The 13,773-nt window shown below is 55.2% G+C and carries 11 protein-coding genes, 4 tRNA genes and 2 rRNA genes (1 of these 17 running past the window's edge); all 17 read left to right on the forward strand.

Going from position 1 to position 13,773, the window contains the following annotated elements; translation table 11 throughout:
• Nucleotides 1–1,731: ribosomal RNA gene (locus DOCECA_RS25125) — 23S ribosomal RNA — on the forward strand; it begins 1,161 nt to the left of the window's first position.
• 154 nt (nucleotides 1,732–1,885) lie between these two features.
• Nucleotides 1,886–2,001 (forward strand): 5S ribosomal RNA (gene rrf / locus DOCECA_RS25130).
• A gap of 134 nt (nucleotides 2,002–2,135) precedes the next feature.
• Nucleotides 2,136–3,092 (forward strand): bifunctional biotin--[acetyl-CoA-carboxylase] ligase/biotin operon repressor BirA, encoded by a 957-nt coding sequence (gene birA, locus DOCECA_RS25135; RefSeq protein ID WP_445571248.1) that lies wholly within the window; start codon nucleotides 2,136–2,138, stop codon nucleotides 3,090–3,092.
• On the forward strand, nucleotides 3,082–3,831 hold the full coding sequence (locus DOCECA_RS25140) for a pantothenate kinase (RefSeq protein ID WP_445571249.1): 750 nt from the start codon (nucleotides 3,082–3,084) through the stop codon (nucleotides 3,829–3,831). Before birA ends, DOCECA_RS25140 begins: the two co-directional genes overlap by 11 nt.
• Nucleotides 3,832–3,838: 7 nt before the next feature.
• Nucleotides 3,839–4,294 carry a hypothetical protein gene (locus DOCECA_RS25145; protein WP_445571250.1) on the forward strand — a complete coding sequence of 152 codons (456 nt, stop codon included), beginning with the start codon at nucleotides 3,839–3,841 and terminating at the stop codon, nucleotides 4,292–4,294.
• Between the two features lie 142 nt (nucleotides 4,295–4,436).
• Nucleotides 4,437–4,521, forward strand: a tRNA-Tyr gene (locus tag DOCECA_RS25150).
• Between the two features lie 24 nt (nucleotides 4,522–4,545).
• Nucleotides 4,546–4,619, forward strand: a tRNA-Gly gene (locus DOCECA_RS25155).
• A gap of 26 nt (nucleotides 4,620–4,645) precedes the next feature.
• A tRNA-Thr gene (locus tag DOCECA_RS25160) sits at nucleotides 4,646–4,721 on the forward strand.
• A gap of 84 nt (nucleotides 4,722–4,805) precedes the next feature.
• Nucleotides 4,806–5,999 carry an elongation factor Tu gene (gene tuf, locus DOCECA_RS25165; RefSeq protein WP_339481469.1) on the forward strand — a complete coding sequence of 398 codons (1,194 nt, stop codon included), beginning with the start codon at nucleotides 4,806–4,808 and terminating at the stop codon, nucleotides 5,997–5,999.
• A gap of 53 nt (nucleotides 6,000–6,052) precedes the next feature.
• Nucleotides 6,053–6,128 (forward strand) — tRNA-Trp (locus DOCECA_RS25170).
• Between the two features lie 45 nt (nucleotides 6,129–6,173).
• Nucleotides 6,174–6,542, forward strand: a complete 369-nt coding sequence (gene secE / locus DOCECA_RS25175) for a preprotein translocase subunit SecE (RefSeq protein WP_024776457.1) — start codon at nucleotides 6,174–6,176, stop codon at nucleotides 6,540–6,542.
• A 9-nt stretch (nucleotides 6,543–6,551) separates the two neighbouring features.
• The gene (gene nusG, locus DOCECA_RS25180; RefSeq protein WP_010443972.1) at nucleotides 6,552–7,085 is read left to right on the forward strand and encodes a transcription termination/antitermination protein NusG; all 534 of its coding nucleotides are present in this window, start codon (nucleotides 6,552–6,554) and stop codon (nucleotides 7,083–7,085) included.
• Nucleotides 7,086–7,202: 117 nt separating this feature from the next.
• The gene (gene rplK, locus DOCECA_RS25185) at nucleotides 7,203–7,634 is read left to right on the forward strand and encodes a 50S ribosomal protein L11 (protein WP_003176435.1); all 432 of its coding nucleotides are present in this window, start codon (nucleotides 7,203–7,205) and stop codon (nucleotides 7,632–7,634) included.
• Nucleotides 7,634–8,329: a 50S ribosomal protein L1 gene (gene rplA / locus DOCECA_RS25190; protein ID WP_030138521.1), complete on the forward strand. Its 696-nt coding sequence runs from the start codon at nucleotides 7,634–7,636 to the stop codon at nucleotides 8,327–8,329. Before rplK ends, rplA begins: the two co-directional genes overlap by 1 nt.
• 197 nt (nucleotides 8,330–8,526) lie before the next feature.
• Complete coding sequence (gene rplJ / locus DOCECA_RS25195) at nucleotides 8,527–9,027, forward strand: 50S ribosomal protein L10 (RefSeq protein ID WP_003206099.1); 501 nt, start codon at nucleotides 8,527–8,529, stop codon at nucleotides 9,025–9,027.
• A gap of 78 nt (nucleotides 9,028–9,105) precedes the next feature.
• Nucleotides 9,106–9,471: a 50S ribosomal protein L7/L12 gene (gene rplL, locus DOCECA_RS25200; RefSeq protein ID WP_007970414.1), complete on the forward strand. Its 366-nt coding sequence runs from the start codon at nucleotides 9,106–9,108 to the stop codon at nucleotides 9,469–9,471.
• A 220-nt stretch (nucleotides 9,472–9,691) separates the two neighbouring features.
• Nucleotides 9,692–13,765: a DNA-directed RNA polymerase subunit beta gene (gene rpoB / locus DOCECA_RS25205; protein ID WP_420767524.1), complete on the forward strand. Its 4,074-nt coding sequence runs from the start codon at nucleotides 9,692–9,694 to the stop codon at nucleotides 13,763–13,765.
• Nucleotides 13,766–13,773 lie beyond the last annotated feature (8 nt).

Consider the following 13,773-nt stretch of genomic DNA (forward strand, 5'->3'; position numbering starts at 1 on the left):
CGTAAGTGATGCGGTAGAGGAGCGTTCTGTAAGCCTGTGAAGGTGAGTTGAGAAGCTTGCTGGAGGTATCAGAAGTGCGAATGCTGACATGAGTAACGACAATGGGTGTGAAAAACACCCACGCCGAAAGACCAAGGTTTCCTGCGCAACGTTAATCGACGCAGGGTTAGTCGGTCCCTAAGGCGAGGCTGAAAAGCGTAGTCGATGGAAAACAGGTTAATATTCCTGTACTTCTGGTTATTGCGATGGAGGGACGGAGAAGGCTAGGCCAGCTTGGCGTTGGTTGTCCAAGTTTAAGGTGGTAGGCTGAGATCTTAGGTAAATCCGGGATCTTAAGGCCGAGAGCTGATGACGAGTTACCCTTTGGGTGACGAAGTGGTTGATGCCATGCTTCCAAGAAAAGCTTCTAAGCTTCAGGTAACCAGGAACCGTACCCCAAACCGACACAGGTGGTTGGGTAGAGAATACCAAGGCGCTTGAGAGAACTCGGGTGAAGGAACTAGGCAAAATGGCACCGTAACTTCGGGAGAAGGTGCGCCGGTGAGGGTGAAGCACTTGCTGCGTAAGCCCACGCCGGTCGAAGATACCAGGCCGCTGCGACTGTTTATTAAAAACACAGCACTCTGCAAACACGAAAGTGGACGTATAGGGTGTGACGCCTGCCCGGTGCCGGAAGGTTAATTGATGGGGTTAGCTAACGCGAAGCTCTTGATCGAAGCCCCGGTAAACGGCGGCCGTAACTATAACGGTCCTAAGGTAGCGAAATTCCTTGTCGGGTAAGTTCCGACCTGCACGAATGGCGTAACGATGGCGGCGCTGTCTCCACCCGAGACTCAGTGAAATTGAAATCGCTGTGAAGATGCAGTGTATCCGCGGCTAGACGGAAAGACCCCGTGAACCTTTACTATAGCTTTGCACTGGACTTTGAATTTGCTTGTGTAGGATAGGTGGGAGGCTTTGAAGCGTGGACGCCAGTCTGCGTGGAGCCATCCTTGAAATACCACCCTGGCAACTTTGAGGTTCTAACTCAGGTCCGTTATCCGGATCGAGGACAGTGTATGGTGGGTAGTTTGACTGGGGCGGTCTCCTCCTAAAGAGTAACGGAGGAGTACGAAGGTGCGCTCAGACCGGTCGGAAATCGGTCGTAGAGTATAAAGGCAAAAGCGCGCTTGACTGCGAGACAGACACGTCGAGCAGGTACGAAAGTAGGTCTTAGTGATCCGGTGGTTCTGTATGGAAGGGCCATCGCTCAACGGATAAAAGGTACTCCGGGGATAACAGGCTGATACCGCCCAAGAGTTCATATCGACGGCGGTGTTTGGCACCTCGATGTCGGCTCATCACATCCTGGGGCTGAAGCCGGTCCCAAGGGTATGGCTGTTCGCCATTTAAAGTGGTACGCGAGCTGGGTTTAGAACGTCGTGAGACAGTTCGGTCCCTATCTGCCGTGGACGTTTGAGATTTGAGAGGGGCTGCTCCTAGTACGAGAGGACCGGAGTGGACGAACCTCTGGTGTTCCGGTTGTCACGCCAGTGGCATTGCCGGGTAGCTATGTTCGGAAAAGATAACCGCTGAAAGCATCTAAGCGGGAAACTTGCCTCAAGATGAGATCTCACTGGAGCCTTGAGCTCCCTGAAGGGCCGTCGAAGACTACGACGTTGATAGGCAGGGTGTGTAAGCGCTGTGAGGCGTTGAGCTAACCTGTACTAATTGCCCGTGAGGCTTGACCATATAACACCCAAGCAATTTGTAGACTCGAAAGAGGCCAGATTGCGGTGTTGTGAAGACGAAACGAACCGAAAGTTCGAGATACTCACAAGCAACACGCTATCACATACCCATTCGCTGGAACGTGACCGTAAGGCACGCGCTGGCTACCGAATTTCTTGACGACCATAGAGCATTGGAACCACCTGATCCCATCCCGAACTCAGAAGTGAAACGATGCATCGCCGATGGTAGTGTGGGGTTTCCCCATGTGAGAGTAGGTCATCGTCAAGATTAAATTCCGAAACCCCTATCTGCTGATGCAGGTAGGGGTTTTGTTTTTGCGCTTGGTAAAGCCGTTTCGAGTTTCTATGCAACAGTCCTGTGCACGACTATCATGCTGGCCTCGGTAATCAGGCGCGGTTCGTATGCTCACGTTGTTAAAACTTCTGAAGGATGGTCGTTTCCATTCAGGCCAGGCACTAGGTGCCGGGCTGGGCATCAGTCGCAGTGCTGTCTGGAAGCAATTGCAGCATCTGGAGGCCGAGTTGGGATTGTCTGTTCATAAAGTTAGAGGCAAGGGGTATCAGTTGGCTAGGCCGCTGTCACTTTTGGATGCTGCGAAAATCTGCGCGAAAGAAGGCTTTGAGTGGCCTGTCTATATCCATGACTCCATCGACTCTACCAATGCCGAAGCGTTGCGTTCCATAGAGCGCGGAGTGGATGCGCCATTCTTGGTCTTGGCTGAGCGGCAGCTCGCTGGCCGCGGTCGTCGTGGCCGTAAATGGGTCAGTCCGTTCGCTGCCAATCTTTATTACAGTCTGGTCTTGCGCATTGATGGCGGTATGCGGCAAATCGAAGGGCTGAGTCTCGTCGTTGGGCTCGCTGTCATGCATGCGCTTCGTGATTTTGGAATCGCTGAGGCTGGGTTGAAATGGCCCAACGATGTGTTGGTGGGCAACAAAAAAATTGCCGGTATCTTGCTCGAATTAGTGGGTGATCCGGCGGACGTCTGTCATGTCGTCCTGGGTGTCGGGGTCAACGTGAATATGCAATCAACTGACGAGGTTGATCAGCAGTGGACGTCCATGAGCCTAGAGGCAGGCCGTGTATTTGATCGTAACGATCTTGTGGTCCATATGAGCGCGAAGCTTCAACAATACCTCGAGTTGCATCATGCGTCGGGGTTTGCGGCGATCCAGCTGGAGTGGGAAAACTATCATTTATGGCAGGGCCGTGCCGTTTCGCTAATTGCGGGTGTGAAGCAAATTGACGGCGTTGTGATGGGCATTGACCACCAGGGAGCGCTGCGTTTGAAGGTGGATGGTGTGGAAAAGAGCTTTAGCGGCGGTGAGCTCAGTTTGAGGTTGCGTGATGATTCTTGAGCTCGATTGCGGCAACAGTTTTATCAAATGGCGGGTTCTTTGCTCCGACGGTGTTACGCCTGTTGAAGGTGGTGTGGTCGGTTCCGATGATGATCTGCTCGCCAGCCTGAGCGATGCCCAGAGGTTTCAGCTAAAGAAATGCCGTCTGGTCAGCGTCAGGACGCCCGAGGAAACTGACTCGTTGGTCGCTTCCTTGACACAGACCTTCGGGATGTCAGTGGTGCGTGCCGTACCGGCTCGAGAAATGGCGGGCGTGACAAATGGTTACGAAGAGTACGATCGGTTAGGTCTTGATCGTTGGCTTGCCTTGCTTGGCGGTTTCCACCTCGCTTCCGGCGCTTGCCTGGTGCTCGATTTTGGCACGGCCGTTACAGCCGACTTCGTGGCGGCGGACGGTGAGCATCTAGGGGGGTTCATTTGTCCGGGCATGCCTTTGATGCGCAACCAGTTGCGTACCCATACTCGGCGAATTCGCTACGATGACACTGCTGCCGAGCGAGCGCACGAGACTCTTGCTCCGGGAAGGGCGACGGTCGAGGCGGTTGAGCGCGGTTGTATGCTGATGCTCAGAGGTTTCGTCCTGACCCAGCTTGAATTGGCGCGGCAATACTGGGGGCAGGATTTCGAGGTGTTTTTAACGGGAGGGGACGCCAGTCTGGTTGTTGGGGTTGTACCGCAAGCCAAGGTTGCGCCTGACCTGGTTTTTGTTGGCTTGGCGATGGCTTGTCCTTTGTCTTGAGGTTTCTATGCGGTGGCTGTTTCTGTTGTTACTGGTTCTGAATGGCTTCTACTATGTCTGGCATCAGCAGGAGGCCCCGCTGCGGGCCAAGGATGTAACGCCACTGAGCTTGTATCGCGGCTCGCAGCAGGATATTCATCTTCTGAGTGAAACGGCGGATTCGCTTGTCAGGCGTGATTTCGGCAAGTCCGGAGAGGTGCGCAAGAGTTGTAATTATCTAGGCGGTTTTGCTCGTGCTGAGCTGGCCAGGCAGCTGGAGCAGCGATTGGTTTCGTTGGGCGTGATGGGGCGTACATCTGTGCTGAGCTCCGAAGGTGCACCTGAGGTCGGAGGATTTTGGGTCCAGGTTGTTCCTGAAAGCGCAGGAAAGGTTAATGAAGGGTTGGTTCAAAACCTTTCTAAAGAATTCAATGAGTTAAAACATAAAATAATGCCATGCGAAGGGGTTGCGCCTGCTGGGTAGTTTGCATAGAATGGCGCCCGCTTCGCAGTGAAGACCTTTAACGGTTATCAGTGCGGAGCGATGTCAACGCAGCTAACCTCAGGTTTTTAATGAGAAAATGCTTGACAGAAGGCTGGCATGATATAGAATGCCGGCTCGCTTAGGAGGGGTTCCCGAGCGGCCAAAGGGATCAGACTGTAAATCTGACGTCTACGACTTCGAAGGTTCGAATCCTTCCCCCTCCACCAGTTTTAGCGTGAGCTGCAAGCTCCGCGGGTATAGTTTAGTGGTAGAACCTCAGCCTTCCAAGCTGATGATGCGGGTTCGATTCCCGCTACCCGCTCCAAGTTTGCAGGTTGTGCAAAATGTTTTGCTCTTGTAGCTCAGTTGGTAGAGCACACCCTTGGTAAGGGTGAGGTCAGCGGTTCAAATCCGCTCAAGAGCTCCATATTACAAGGCAGATATGAAAATATCTGCCTTTGTTTTAATGGCTCGTGTGACTTGCTAAATTCTTCTCCTAGGGGTGATTTCGATGGCTAAGGAAAAGTTCGAACGTAATAAGCCGCACGTCAACGTTGGTACCATCGGTCACGTCGACCACGGTAAGACCACGCTGACCGCTGCTCTGACCCGTGTCTGCTCCGAGGTTTTCGGTTCGGCCAAGGTTGACTTCGACAAGATCGACAGCGCCCCGGAAGAGAAAGCTCGCGGTATCACCATCAACACCGCTCACGTTGAATACGATTCGTCCGTGCGTCACTACGCACACGTTGACTGCCCAGGTCACGCCGACTACGTAAAAAACATGATCACCGGTGCTGCCCAGATGGACGGCGCGATCCTGGTTTGCTCGGCTGCTGATGGTCCGATGCCACAAACCCGTGAGCACATCCTGCTGTCCCGTCAGGTAGGCGTTCCGTACATCGTTGTCTTCCTGAACAAGGCTGACATGGTTGACGACGCTGAGCTGCTGGAACTGGTTGAGATGGAAGTGCGCGACCTGCTGAGCACTTATGACTTCCCAGGTGATGACACTCCAATCATCATCGGTTCGGCTCTGATGGCTCTGAACGGCCAAGACGACAACGAAATGGGCACCACTGCTGTCAAGAAGCTGGTGGAAACTCTGGACAGCTACATCCCAGAGCCGGAGCGTGCTATCGACAAGCCGTTCCTGATGCCAATCGAAGACGTGTTCTCGATCTCCGGTCGCGGTACTGTTGTGACTGGTCGTGTTGAGCGTGGCATCGTCCGTATCCAGGAAGAAGTTGAGATCGTCGGTCTGCGCGACACTCAGAAAACTACCTGCACCGGCGTTGAAATGTTCCGCAAGCTGCTCGACGAAGGTCGTGCTGGCGAGAACTGCGGCGTACTGCTGCGCGGCACCAAGCGTGACGACGTTGAGCGTGGCCAGGTTCTGGTCAAGCCAGGCACTGTCAAGCCGCACACCAAGTTCACCGCAGAAGTCTACGTTCTGAGCAAGGAAGAAGGCGGTCGTCACACTCCGTTCTTCAAAGGCTACCGTCCACAGTTCTACTTCCGTACAACTGACGTGACTGGTAACTGCGAGCTGCCAGAAGGCGTTGAAATGGTAATGCCAGGTGACAACATTCAGATGACTGTCACTCTGATCAAGACCATCGCGATGGAAGACGGCCTGCGTTTCGCTATCCGTGAAGGCGGTCGTACCGTCGGCGCCGGCGTCGTAGCCAAAGTCATCGAGTAAATAGTTGTAATGTCTTTTTCGGGCCGGCATAATGGTCGGCCTGATTTTGTTTTAGGTCAGTAGCTCAATTGGCAGAGCGACGGTCTCCAAAACCGTAGGTTGGGGGTTCGATTCCCTCCTGACCTGCCAGATTCACTCGGTGTGTCTGGCTTTCTTTTCACAGGATCTTCATAGATGACTCCTAAAGCTGAAGCTCAAGGCTCTCGCTTCGATCTGCTCAAGTGGCTAGTGGTAGTCGCTTTGGTGGTTGTTGGCGTTGTTGGCAATCAGTATTTTTCTGCTTCGCCGATCCTGTACCGTGTACTTGCATTGCTTGCCATTGCTGCTGTAGCTGCCTTTGTAGGCCTGCAGACAGCCAAGGGCAAGTCTTTCTTTGTACTCGCTAAGGAAGCTCGCACCGAGATTCGTAAAGTCGTATGGCCGACTCGCCAGGAAACCACGCAGACCACGTTGATCGTTGTGGCTGTTGTTTTGGTGATGGCGTTGCTGCTGTGGGGGCTCGATTCCCTGCTCGGTTGGCTTGTTTCCTTGATTGTTGGCTAAGGGTGTCCCGTGGCTAAGCGTTGGTACGTTGTGCATGCTTACTCGGGTTACGAGAAGCATGTTATGCGCTCGTTGATAGAGCGTGTGAAGCTGGCAGGCATGGAAGATGGCTTTGGCGAGATTCTGGTTCCCACTGAAGAAGTGGTTGAAATGCGTAATGGCCAGAAGCGCAAAAGTGAACGTAAGTTCTTTCCAGGCTATGTGCTGGTACAGATGGATATGAACGAAGGGACTTGGCACTTGGTCAAGGATACCCCTCGGGTGATGGGCTTTATTGGCGGTACCGCCGACAAGCCGGCGCCGATCACAGATAAAGAGGCGGAAGCGATTCTGCGTCGTGTCGCTGATGGTAGCGACAAGCCGAAGCCGAAGACATTGTTTGAGCCAGGTGAGGTTGTACGCGTCACCGACGGTCCATTCGCTGACTTCAATGGCACGGTTGAAGAGGTTAACTACGAAAAGAGCCGGATTCAGGTCGCGGTGCTCATTTTCGGTCGCTCTACTCCGGTAGAGTTGGAGTTCAGTCAGGTCGAAAAGGTCTGATTGGACAGGCATCCCAACCCCGCAGCCCAAGGCTGTGGGGTTTTGTCGTCACTGGGATAAACGCGCAAGCAACCGGGGAGCCTTTCGAGGCGTTCGAACCCGTAATTGGAGTGCCTCATGGCCAAGAAGATTACCGCTTACATCAAGCTGCAAGTGAAGGCCGCTCAGGCTAACCCAAGCCCACCTGTTGGTCCTGCACTGGGTCAGCACGGCGTGAACATCATGGAATTCTGCAAGGCTTTCAACGCCCGTACTCAGGGTCTTGAGCCAGGTCTGCCGACTCCAGTGATCATCACTGTCTACAGCGACCGCAGCTTCACTTTCGAAACAAAAAGCACCCCTGCTTCGGTTCTGCTGAAGAAGGCTGCAGGTTTGACCAGCGGTTCCGCTCGTCCAAACACCGTTAAGGTTGGCACCGTTACCCGTGCTCAGCTGGAAGAAATCGCGAAAACCAAAAACGCGGATCTGACTGCAGCTGATATGGATGCAGCCGTGCGTACTATCGCCGGTTCTGCTCGTAGCATGGGCCTTAACGTGGAGGGTGTGTAATGGCTAAGCTGACCAAGCGTCAAAAGGCTATCGCCGGCAAAATCGAAGCAGGCAAGGCCTACAACTTTGTAGACGCCGCCGCTCTGCTGGCCGAGCTGTCGACTGTCAAGTTCAGCGAGTCGTTCGACGTTGCTGTTAACCTGGGCGTTGACCCACGTAAATCCGACCAGGTCGTACGTAGCGCTACCGTGCTGCCACACGGCACTGGCAAGACTGTTCGTGTTGCCGTGTTCACCCAGGGCCCAGCAGCTGAAGCTGCTCTGGCCGCTGGTGCTGATCGCGTAGGCATGGACGATCTGGCTGCTGAAATGAAAGGCGGCGACCTGAACTATGACGTCGTGATCGCATCCCCGGATGCCATGCGCGTTGTAGGCCAGTTGGGTCAGATCCTCGGTCCACGTGGTCTGATGCCTAACCCTAAAGTCGGCACCGTAACCCCAGACGTAGCCACCGCGGTTAAAAACGCCAAGGCCGGTCAGGTTCGTTATCGCACCGACAAGAACGGCATCATTCACACTTCCGTTGGCAAAATCGGCTTCGACGCCGTCAAGCTGAAGGAAAACGTTGAAGCTCTGATCGCTGATCTGAAGCGCATCAAGCCAGCTTCTTCGAAAGGTATCTACGTCAAGCGCGTTACCCTGAGCACCACTATGGGCCCAGGTCTGATCATCGATCAGAGCTCGCTCGACGCGTAAGACAAAGGTTGGCGCAAGCGATTGCGCCAATCAAATATTGGGGTCCCTGCCTGGCGGGGGCTGTCCAAGACCGTAGGCGACGAAAGTCTTAAACCACAAGCCTACGCAGATGGTGCTCCCGGTTCCTTACCGAATCAGACACCAAAACGACATTCGGTTTCGATCGGATGAAACGGTAACAAGCAGGAGTTAAACCCGTGGCAATTAAACTCGAAGACAAGAAGGCCATCGTCGCTGAAGTCAACGAGGCTGCCAAAGCTGCTCTGTCCGCTGTCGTGGCTGATGCCCGTGGCGTAACAGTAGGCGCTATGACCGGACTCCGTAAAGAGGCTCGTGAAGCTGGCGTTTACGTACGTGTAGTACGTAACACCCTGCTCAAGCGCGCTGTTGCTGACACTGAATACAGTGTCCTCAACGACGTGTTCACCGGCCCGACCTTGATCGCGTTCTCCACCCAACATCCTGGCGCTGCTGCCCGTTTGTTCAAGGAATTCGCCAAAGGTCAGGACAAGTTCGAGATTAAGGCAGCTGCGTTCGAGGGCAAGTTCCTCGCAGCTAACCAGATCGACGTACTGGCAACTCTGCCGACCCGTGACGAAGCAATCTCCCAGCTGATGAGCGTGATTCAAGGCGCTACCAGCAAGTTGGCTCGTACTCTGGCGGCACTGCGCGACCAGAAAGAAGCTGCCGCAGCCTAAGGCTCGACACTCCTTTTCGCGTTTTTTGTTTATTTCGATGGTCGCGTAGGCCGTCCCCCAATCCAGGAATTTAGAGTCATGTCTATCTCTCAAAACGATATCCTCGAAGCCGTTGGCAACATGTCCGTAATGGAAGTTGTTGAGCTGATCAAAGCTTTCGAAGAAAAATTCGGTGTTACCGCTGCTGCTGCTTCCGCTGGTCCAGCTGTTGCCGCTGCCGTTGCTGAAGAGCAAACCGAATTCAACGTCATGCTGACCGAAGCTGGCGAGAAGAAAGTAAACGTGATCAAGGCAGTACGTGAACTGACCGGTCTGGGCCTGAAAGAAGCCAAGGCTGTAGTTGACGGCGCTCCTGCCATGGTTCTGGAAGCTGTTGCCAAAGACGCAGCTGACAAAGCCAAAGCAGCACTGGAAGAAGCAGGCGCTAAAGTCGAGCTGAAGTAAGCATCGACTTTGCGTCTCCAGCCCGAGCGTTAAGCGACAGGCTGATGGCTGGTGGCTCTTGCCACCGGCCTTTTTCCGTTATTGGCAGCCGACTGGGTCGGTGCTGATCGCGAGCTGTAACCACCCGATGTGGTGGCGCAAACCATGGGGTTTGCACGATTTTCTGGCTGCTCCCGTCGGGAGGGGCCAAACAAGCAGGTGACCAAGCTGGGGAACGCTGATGGCTTACTCATATACTGAGAAAAAACGTATCCGCAAGGACTTTAGCAAGTTGCCGGACGTCATGGATGTGCCGTACCTCCTGGCCATCCAGCTGGATTCGTATCGTGAATTCTTGCAAGCGGGAGCGACTAAAGATCAGTTCCGCGACGTGGGCCTGCATGCGGCCTTCAAATCCGTTTTCCCGATCATCAGCTACTCCGGCAATGCTGCGCTGGAGTACGTCGGTTATCGCCTGGGCGAACCGGCATTTGATGTCAAAGAATGCGTATTGCGCGGTGTTACTTACGCCGTACCTTTGCGGGTAAAAGTGCGCCTGATCATTTTCGACAAGGAATCGTCGAATAAAGCGATCAAGGACATCAAAGAGCAAGAAGTCTACATGGGTGAAATCCCCCTGATGACTGAGAACGGTACCTTCGTAATCAACGGTACCGAGCGTGTAATCGTTTCCCAGCTGCACCGTTCCCCGGGCGTGTTCTTCGACCACGACCGTGGTAAGACGCACAGTTCCGGCAAACTGCTCTACTCCGCGCGCATCATTCCTTACCGCGGTTCGTGGCTGGACTTCGAGTTCGACCCGAAAGACTGCGTATTCGTGCGTATTGACCGTCGTCGCAAGCTGCCTGCATCGGTACTGCTGCGCGCGCTCGGCTATACGACCGAAGAAGTGCTGGACGCGTTCTACACCACCAACGTCTTCCATGTGCAAGGTGAGAACCTGAGCCTGGAGTTGGTGCCTCAGCGCCTGCGCGGTGAAATCGCGGTCCTGGATATCCAGGACGACAAGGGCAAGGTTATTGTCGAGCAAGGCCGTCGTATTACTGCTCGCCACATCAACCAGCTGGAAAAAGCCGGTATCAAAGAGCTGCAGGTGCCGATGGACTACGTCCTGGGTCGCACCACCGCCAAGGTCATCGTGCATCCAGCCACCGGCGAGATCATCGCTGAGTGCAATACCGAGCTCACCGTCGAGATCCTGGCGAAGATCGTCAAGGCTCAGGTCGTTCGTATCGAGACCCTGTACACCAACGACATCGACTGCGGTCCGTTCATCTCCGACACGCTGAAGATCGACTCCACCGGCAACCAGCTGGAAGCCCTGGTCGAGATCTATCGCATGATGCGTCCTGGCGAGCCGCCAACCAAGGATGCTGCCGAGACCCTGTTCAACAACCTGTTCTTCAGCCCTGAGCGCTATGACCTCTCCGCGGTCGGCCGGATGAAGTTCAACCGTCGTATCGGTCGTACCGAGATCGAAGGTTCGGGCGTGCTGAACAAGGATGACATCGTTGCGGTGCTCAAGACCTTGGTCGACATCCGTAACGGCAAAGGCATCGTCGATGACATCGACCACCTGGGTAACCGTCGCGTTCGCTGCGTAGGCGAAATGGCCGAAAACCAGTTCCGTGTTGGCCTGGTGCGCGTAGAGCGCGCGGTCAAGGAACGCCTGTCGATGGCTGAAAGCGAAGGCCTGATGCCGCAAGACCTGATCAACGCCAAGCCAGTGGCCGCGGCGGTGAAGGAATTCTTCGGCTCGAGCCAGCTGTCCCAGTTCATGGACCAGAACAACCCGCTGTCCGAGATCACCCACAAGCGTCGTGTTTCCGCACTCGGCCCAGGCGGTCTGACCCGTGAGCGTGCAGGCTTCGAAGTTCGTGACGTACACCCGACTCACTACGGTCGTGTATGCCCGATCGAAACGCCGGAAGGTCCGAACATCGGTCTGATCAACTCTTTGGCCGCCTATGCGCGCACCAACCAGTATGGCTTCCTCGAAAGCCCGTACCGTGTGGTGAAAGACGCCCTGGTCACCGACGAGATCGTGTTCCTGTCTGCCATCGAAGAGGCTGATCACGTGATCGCCCAGGCTTCGGCCACGATGAACGACAAGAAAGTCCTGACCGACGAGCTGGTAGCTGTTCGTCACTTGAACGAGTTCACCGTCAAGGCGCCGGAAGACGTCACCTTGATGGACGTATCGCCGAAGCAGGTAGTGTCGGTTGCAGCGTCGCTGATCCCGTTCCTCGAGCACGACGACGCCAACCGTGCGTTGATGGGTTCGAACATGCAGCGTCAAGCTGTACCGACCCTGCGTGCCGATAAGCCGCTGGTAGGTACTGGCATGGAGCGCAACGTTGCGCGCGACTCCGGCGTTTGCGTCGTGGCTCGTCGCGGCGGTGTGATCGATTCCGTCGACGCCAGCCGTATCGTGGTTCGTGTTGCCGATGACGAAGTAGAGCCGGGCGAAGCCGGTGTCGACATCTACAACCTGACCAAGTACACCCGCTCCAACCAGAACACCTGCATCAACCAGCGTCCGCTGGTAAGCAAAGGTGATCGGGTTCAGCGCAGCGACATCATGGCCGACGGCCCGTCCACCGACATGGGTGAACTGGCGCTGGGTCAGAACATGCGCATCGCGTTCATGGCATGGAACGGCTTCAACTTCGAAGACTCCATCTGCCTGTCCGAGCGTGTGGTCCAGGAAGACCGCTTCACCACGATCCACATCCAGGAACTGACCTGTGTGGCTCGTGACACCAAGCTTGGCCCAGAGGAAATCACTGCGGACATCCCGAACGTGGGTGAAGCTGCACTGAACAAGCTGGACGAAGCCGGTATCGTTTATGTAGGTGCTGAAGTAGGCGCTGGCGACATCCTGGTCGGCAAGGTCACTCCGAAAGGCGAGACCCAACTGACTCCGGAAGAGAAGCTGCTGCGTGCGATCTTCGGTGAAAAAGCCAGCGACGTGAAAGACACCTCCCTGCGCGTGCCTACCGGCACCAAAGGTACCGTCATCGACGTACAGGTCTTCACCCGCGACGGCGTTGAGCGTGACGCTCGCGCACTGTCCATCGAGAAGACTCAGCTCGACGAGATCCGCAAGGACCTGAACGAAGAGTTCCGTATCGTCGAAGGCGCGACTTTCGAACGTCTGCGCTCCGCCCTGGTCGGCCACAAAGCCGAAGGCGGCGCCGGCCTGAAGAAAGGTCAGGAGATCACCGACGAAGTCCTCGACGGTCTTGAGCATGGCCAGTGGTTCAAGCTGCGCATGGCTGAAGATGCTCTGAACGAGCAGCTCGAGAAGGCCCAGGCCTATATCGTTGATCGCCGCCGTCTGCTGGACGACAAGTTCGAAGACAAGAAGCGCAAACTGCAGCAGGGCGATGACCTGGCTCCAGGCGTGCTGAAAATCGTCAAGGTTTACCTGGCAATCCGTCGTCGCATCCAGCCGGGCGACAAGATGGCCGGTCGTCACGGTAACAAGGGTGTGGTCTCCGTGATCATGCCGGTTGAAGACATGCCGCACGATGCCAATGGCACCCCGGTCGATGTGGTTCTCAACCCGTTGGGCGTACCTTCGCGTATGAACGTTGGTCAGATTCTCGAAACTCACCTGGGCCTCGCGGCCAAAGGGTTGGGCGAGAAGATCAACCGCATGATCGAAGAGCAGCGCAAGGTCGCTGATCTGCGTAAGTTCCTGCACGAGATCTACAACGAGATCGGCGGGCGCAACGAAGAGCTGGACACCTTCTCCGACCAGGAAATCCTGGACTTGGCGAAGAACCTGCGCGGCGGCGTTCCAATGGCTACCCCGGTGTTCGACGGTGCCAAGGAAAGCGAAATCAAGGCCATGCTGAAACTGGCGGACCTGCCAGAAAGCGGCCAGATGCAGCTGTTCGATGGTCGTACCGGCAACAAGTTCGAGCGTCCGGTTACCGTTGGCTACATGTACATGCTGAAGCTGAACCACTTGGTAGACGACAAGATGCACGCTCGTTCTACCGGTTCTTACAGCCTGGTTACCCAGCAGCCGCTGGGTGGTAAGGCGCAGTTCGGTGGTCAGCGTTTCGGGGAGATGGAGGTCTGGGCACTGGAAGCATACGGTGCTGCATACACTCTGCAAGAAATGCTCACAGTGAAGTCGGACGATGTGAACGGCCGGACCAAGATGTACAAAAACATCGTGGACGGCGATCACCGTATGGAGCCGGGCATGCCCGAGTCCTTCAACGTGTTGATCAAGGAAATTCGTTCCCTCGGCATCGATATCGATCTGGAAACCGAATAACACGTGAC

Source organism: Pseudomonas sp. E102, assembly GCF_052660185.1.

Coding starts and splice junctions, on each gene's coding strand:
- tuf (WP_339481469.1), top strand. CDS start 4,806: ATGGCTAAGGAAAAGTTCGAACGTAATAAGCCGCACGTCAACGTTGGT.
- rplK (WP_003176435.1), top strand. CDS start 7,203: ATGGCCAAGAAGATTACCGCTTACATCAAGCTGCAAGTGAAGGCCGCT.
- rplA (WP_030138521.1), top strand. CDS start 7,634: ATGGCTAAGCTGACCAAGCGTCAAAAGGCTATCGCCGGCAAAATCGAA.
- rpoB (WP_420767524.1), top strand. CDS start 9,692: ATGGCTTACTCATATACTGAGAAAAAACGTATCCGCAAGGACTTTAGC.
- DOCECA_RS25140 (WP_445571249.1), top strand. CDS start 3,082: ATGATTCTTGAGCTCGATTGCGGCAACAGTTTTATCAAATGGCGGGTT.
- DOCECA_RS25145 (WP_445571250.1), top strand. CDS start 3,839: ATGCGGTGGCTGTTTCTGTTGTTACTGGTTCTGAATGGCTTCTACTAT.
- birA (WP_445571248.1), top strand. CDS start 2,136: ATGCTCACGTTGTTAAAACTTCTGAAGGATGGTCGTTTCCATTCAGGC.
- rplL (WP_007970414.1), top strand. CDS start 9,106: ATGTCTATCTCTCAAAACGATATCCTCGAAGCCGTTGGCAACATGTCC.
- secE (WP_024776457.1), top strand. CDS start 6,174: ATGACTCCTAAAGCTGAAGCTCAAGGCTCTCGCTTCGATCTGCTCAAG.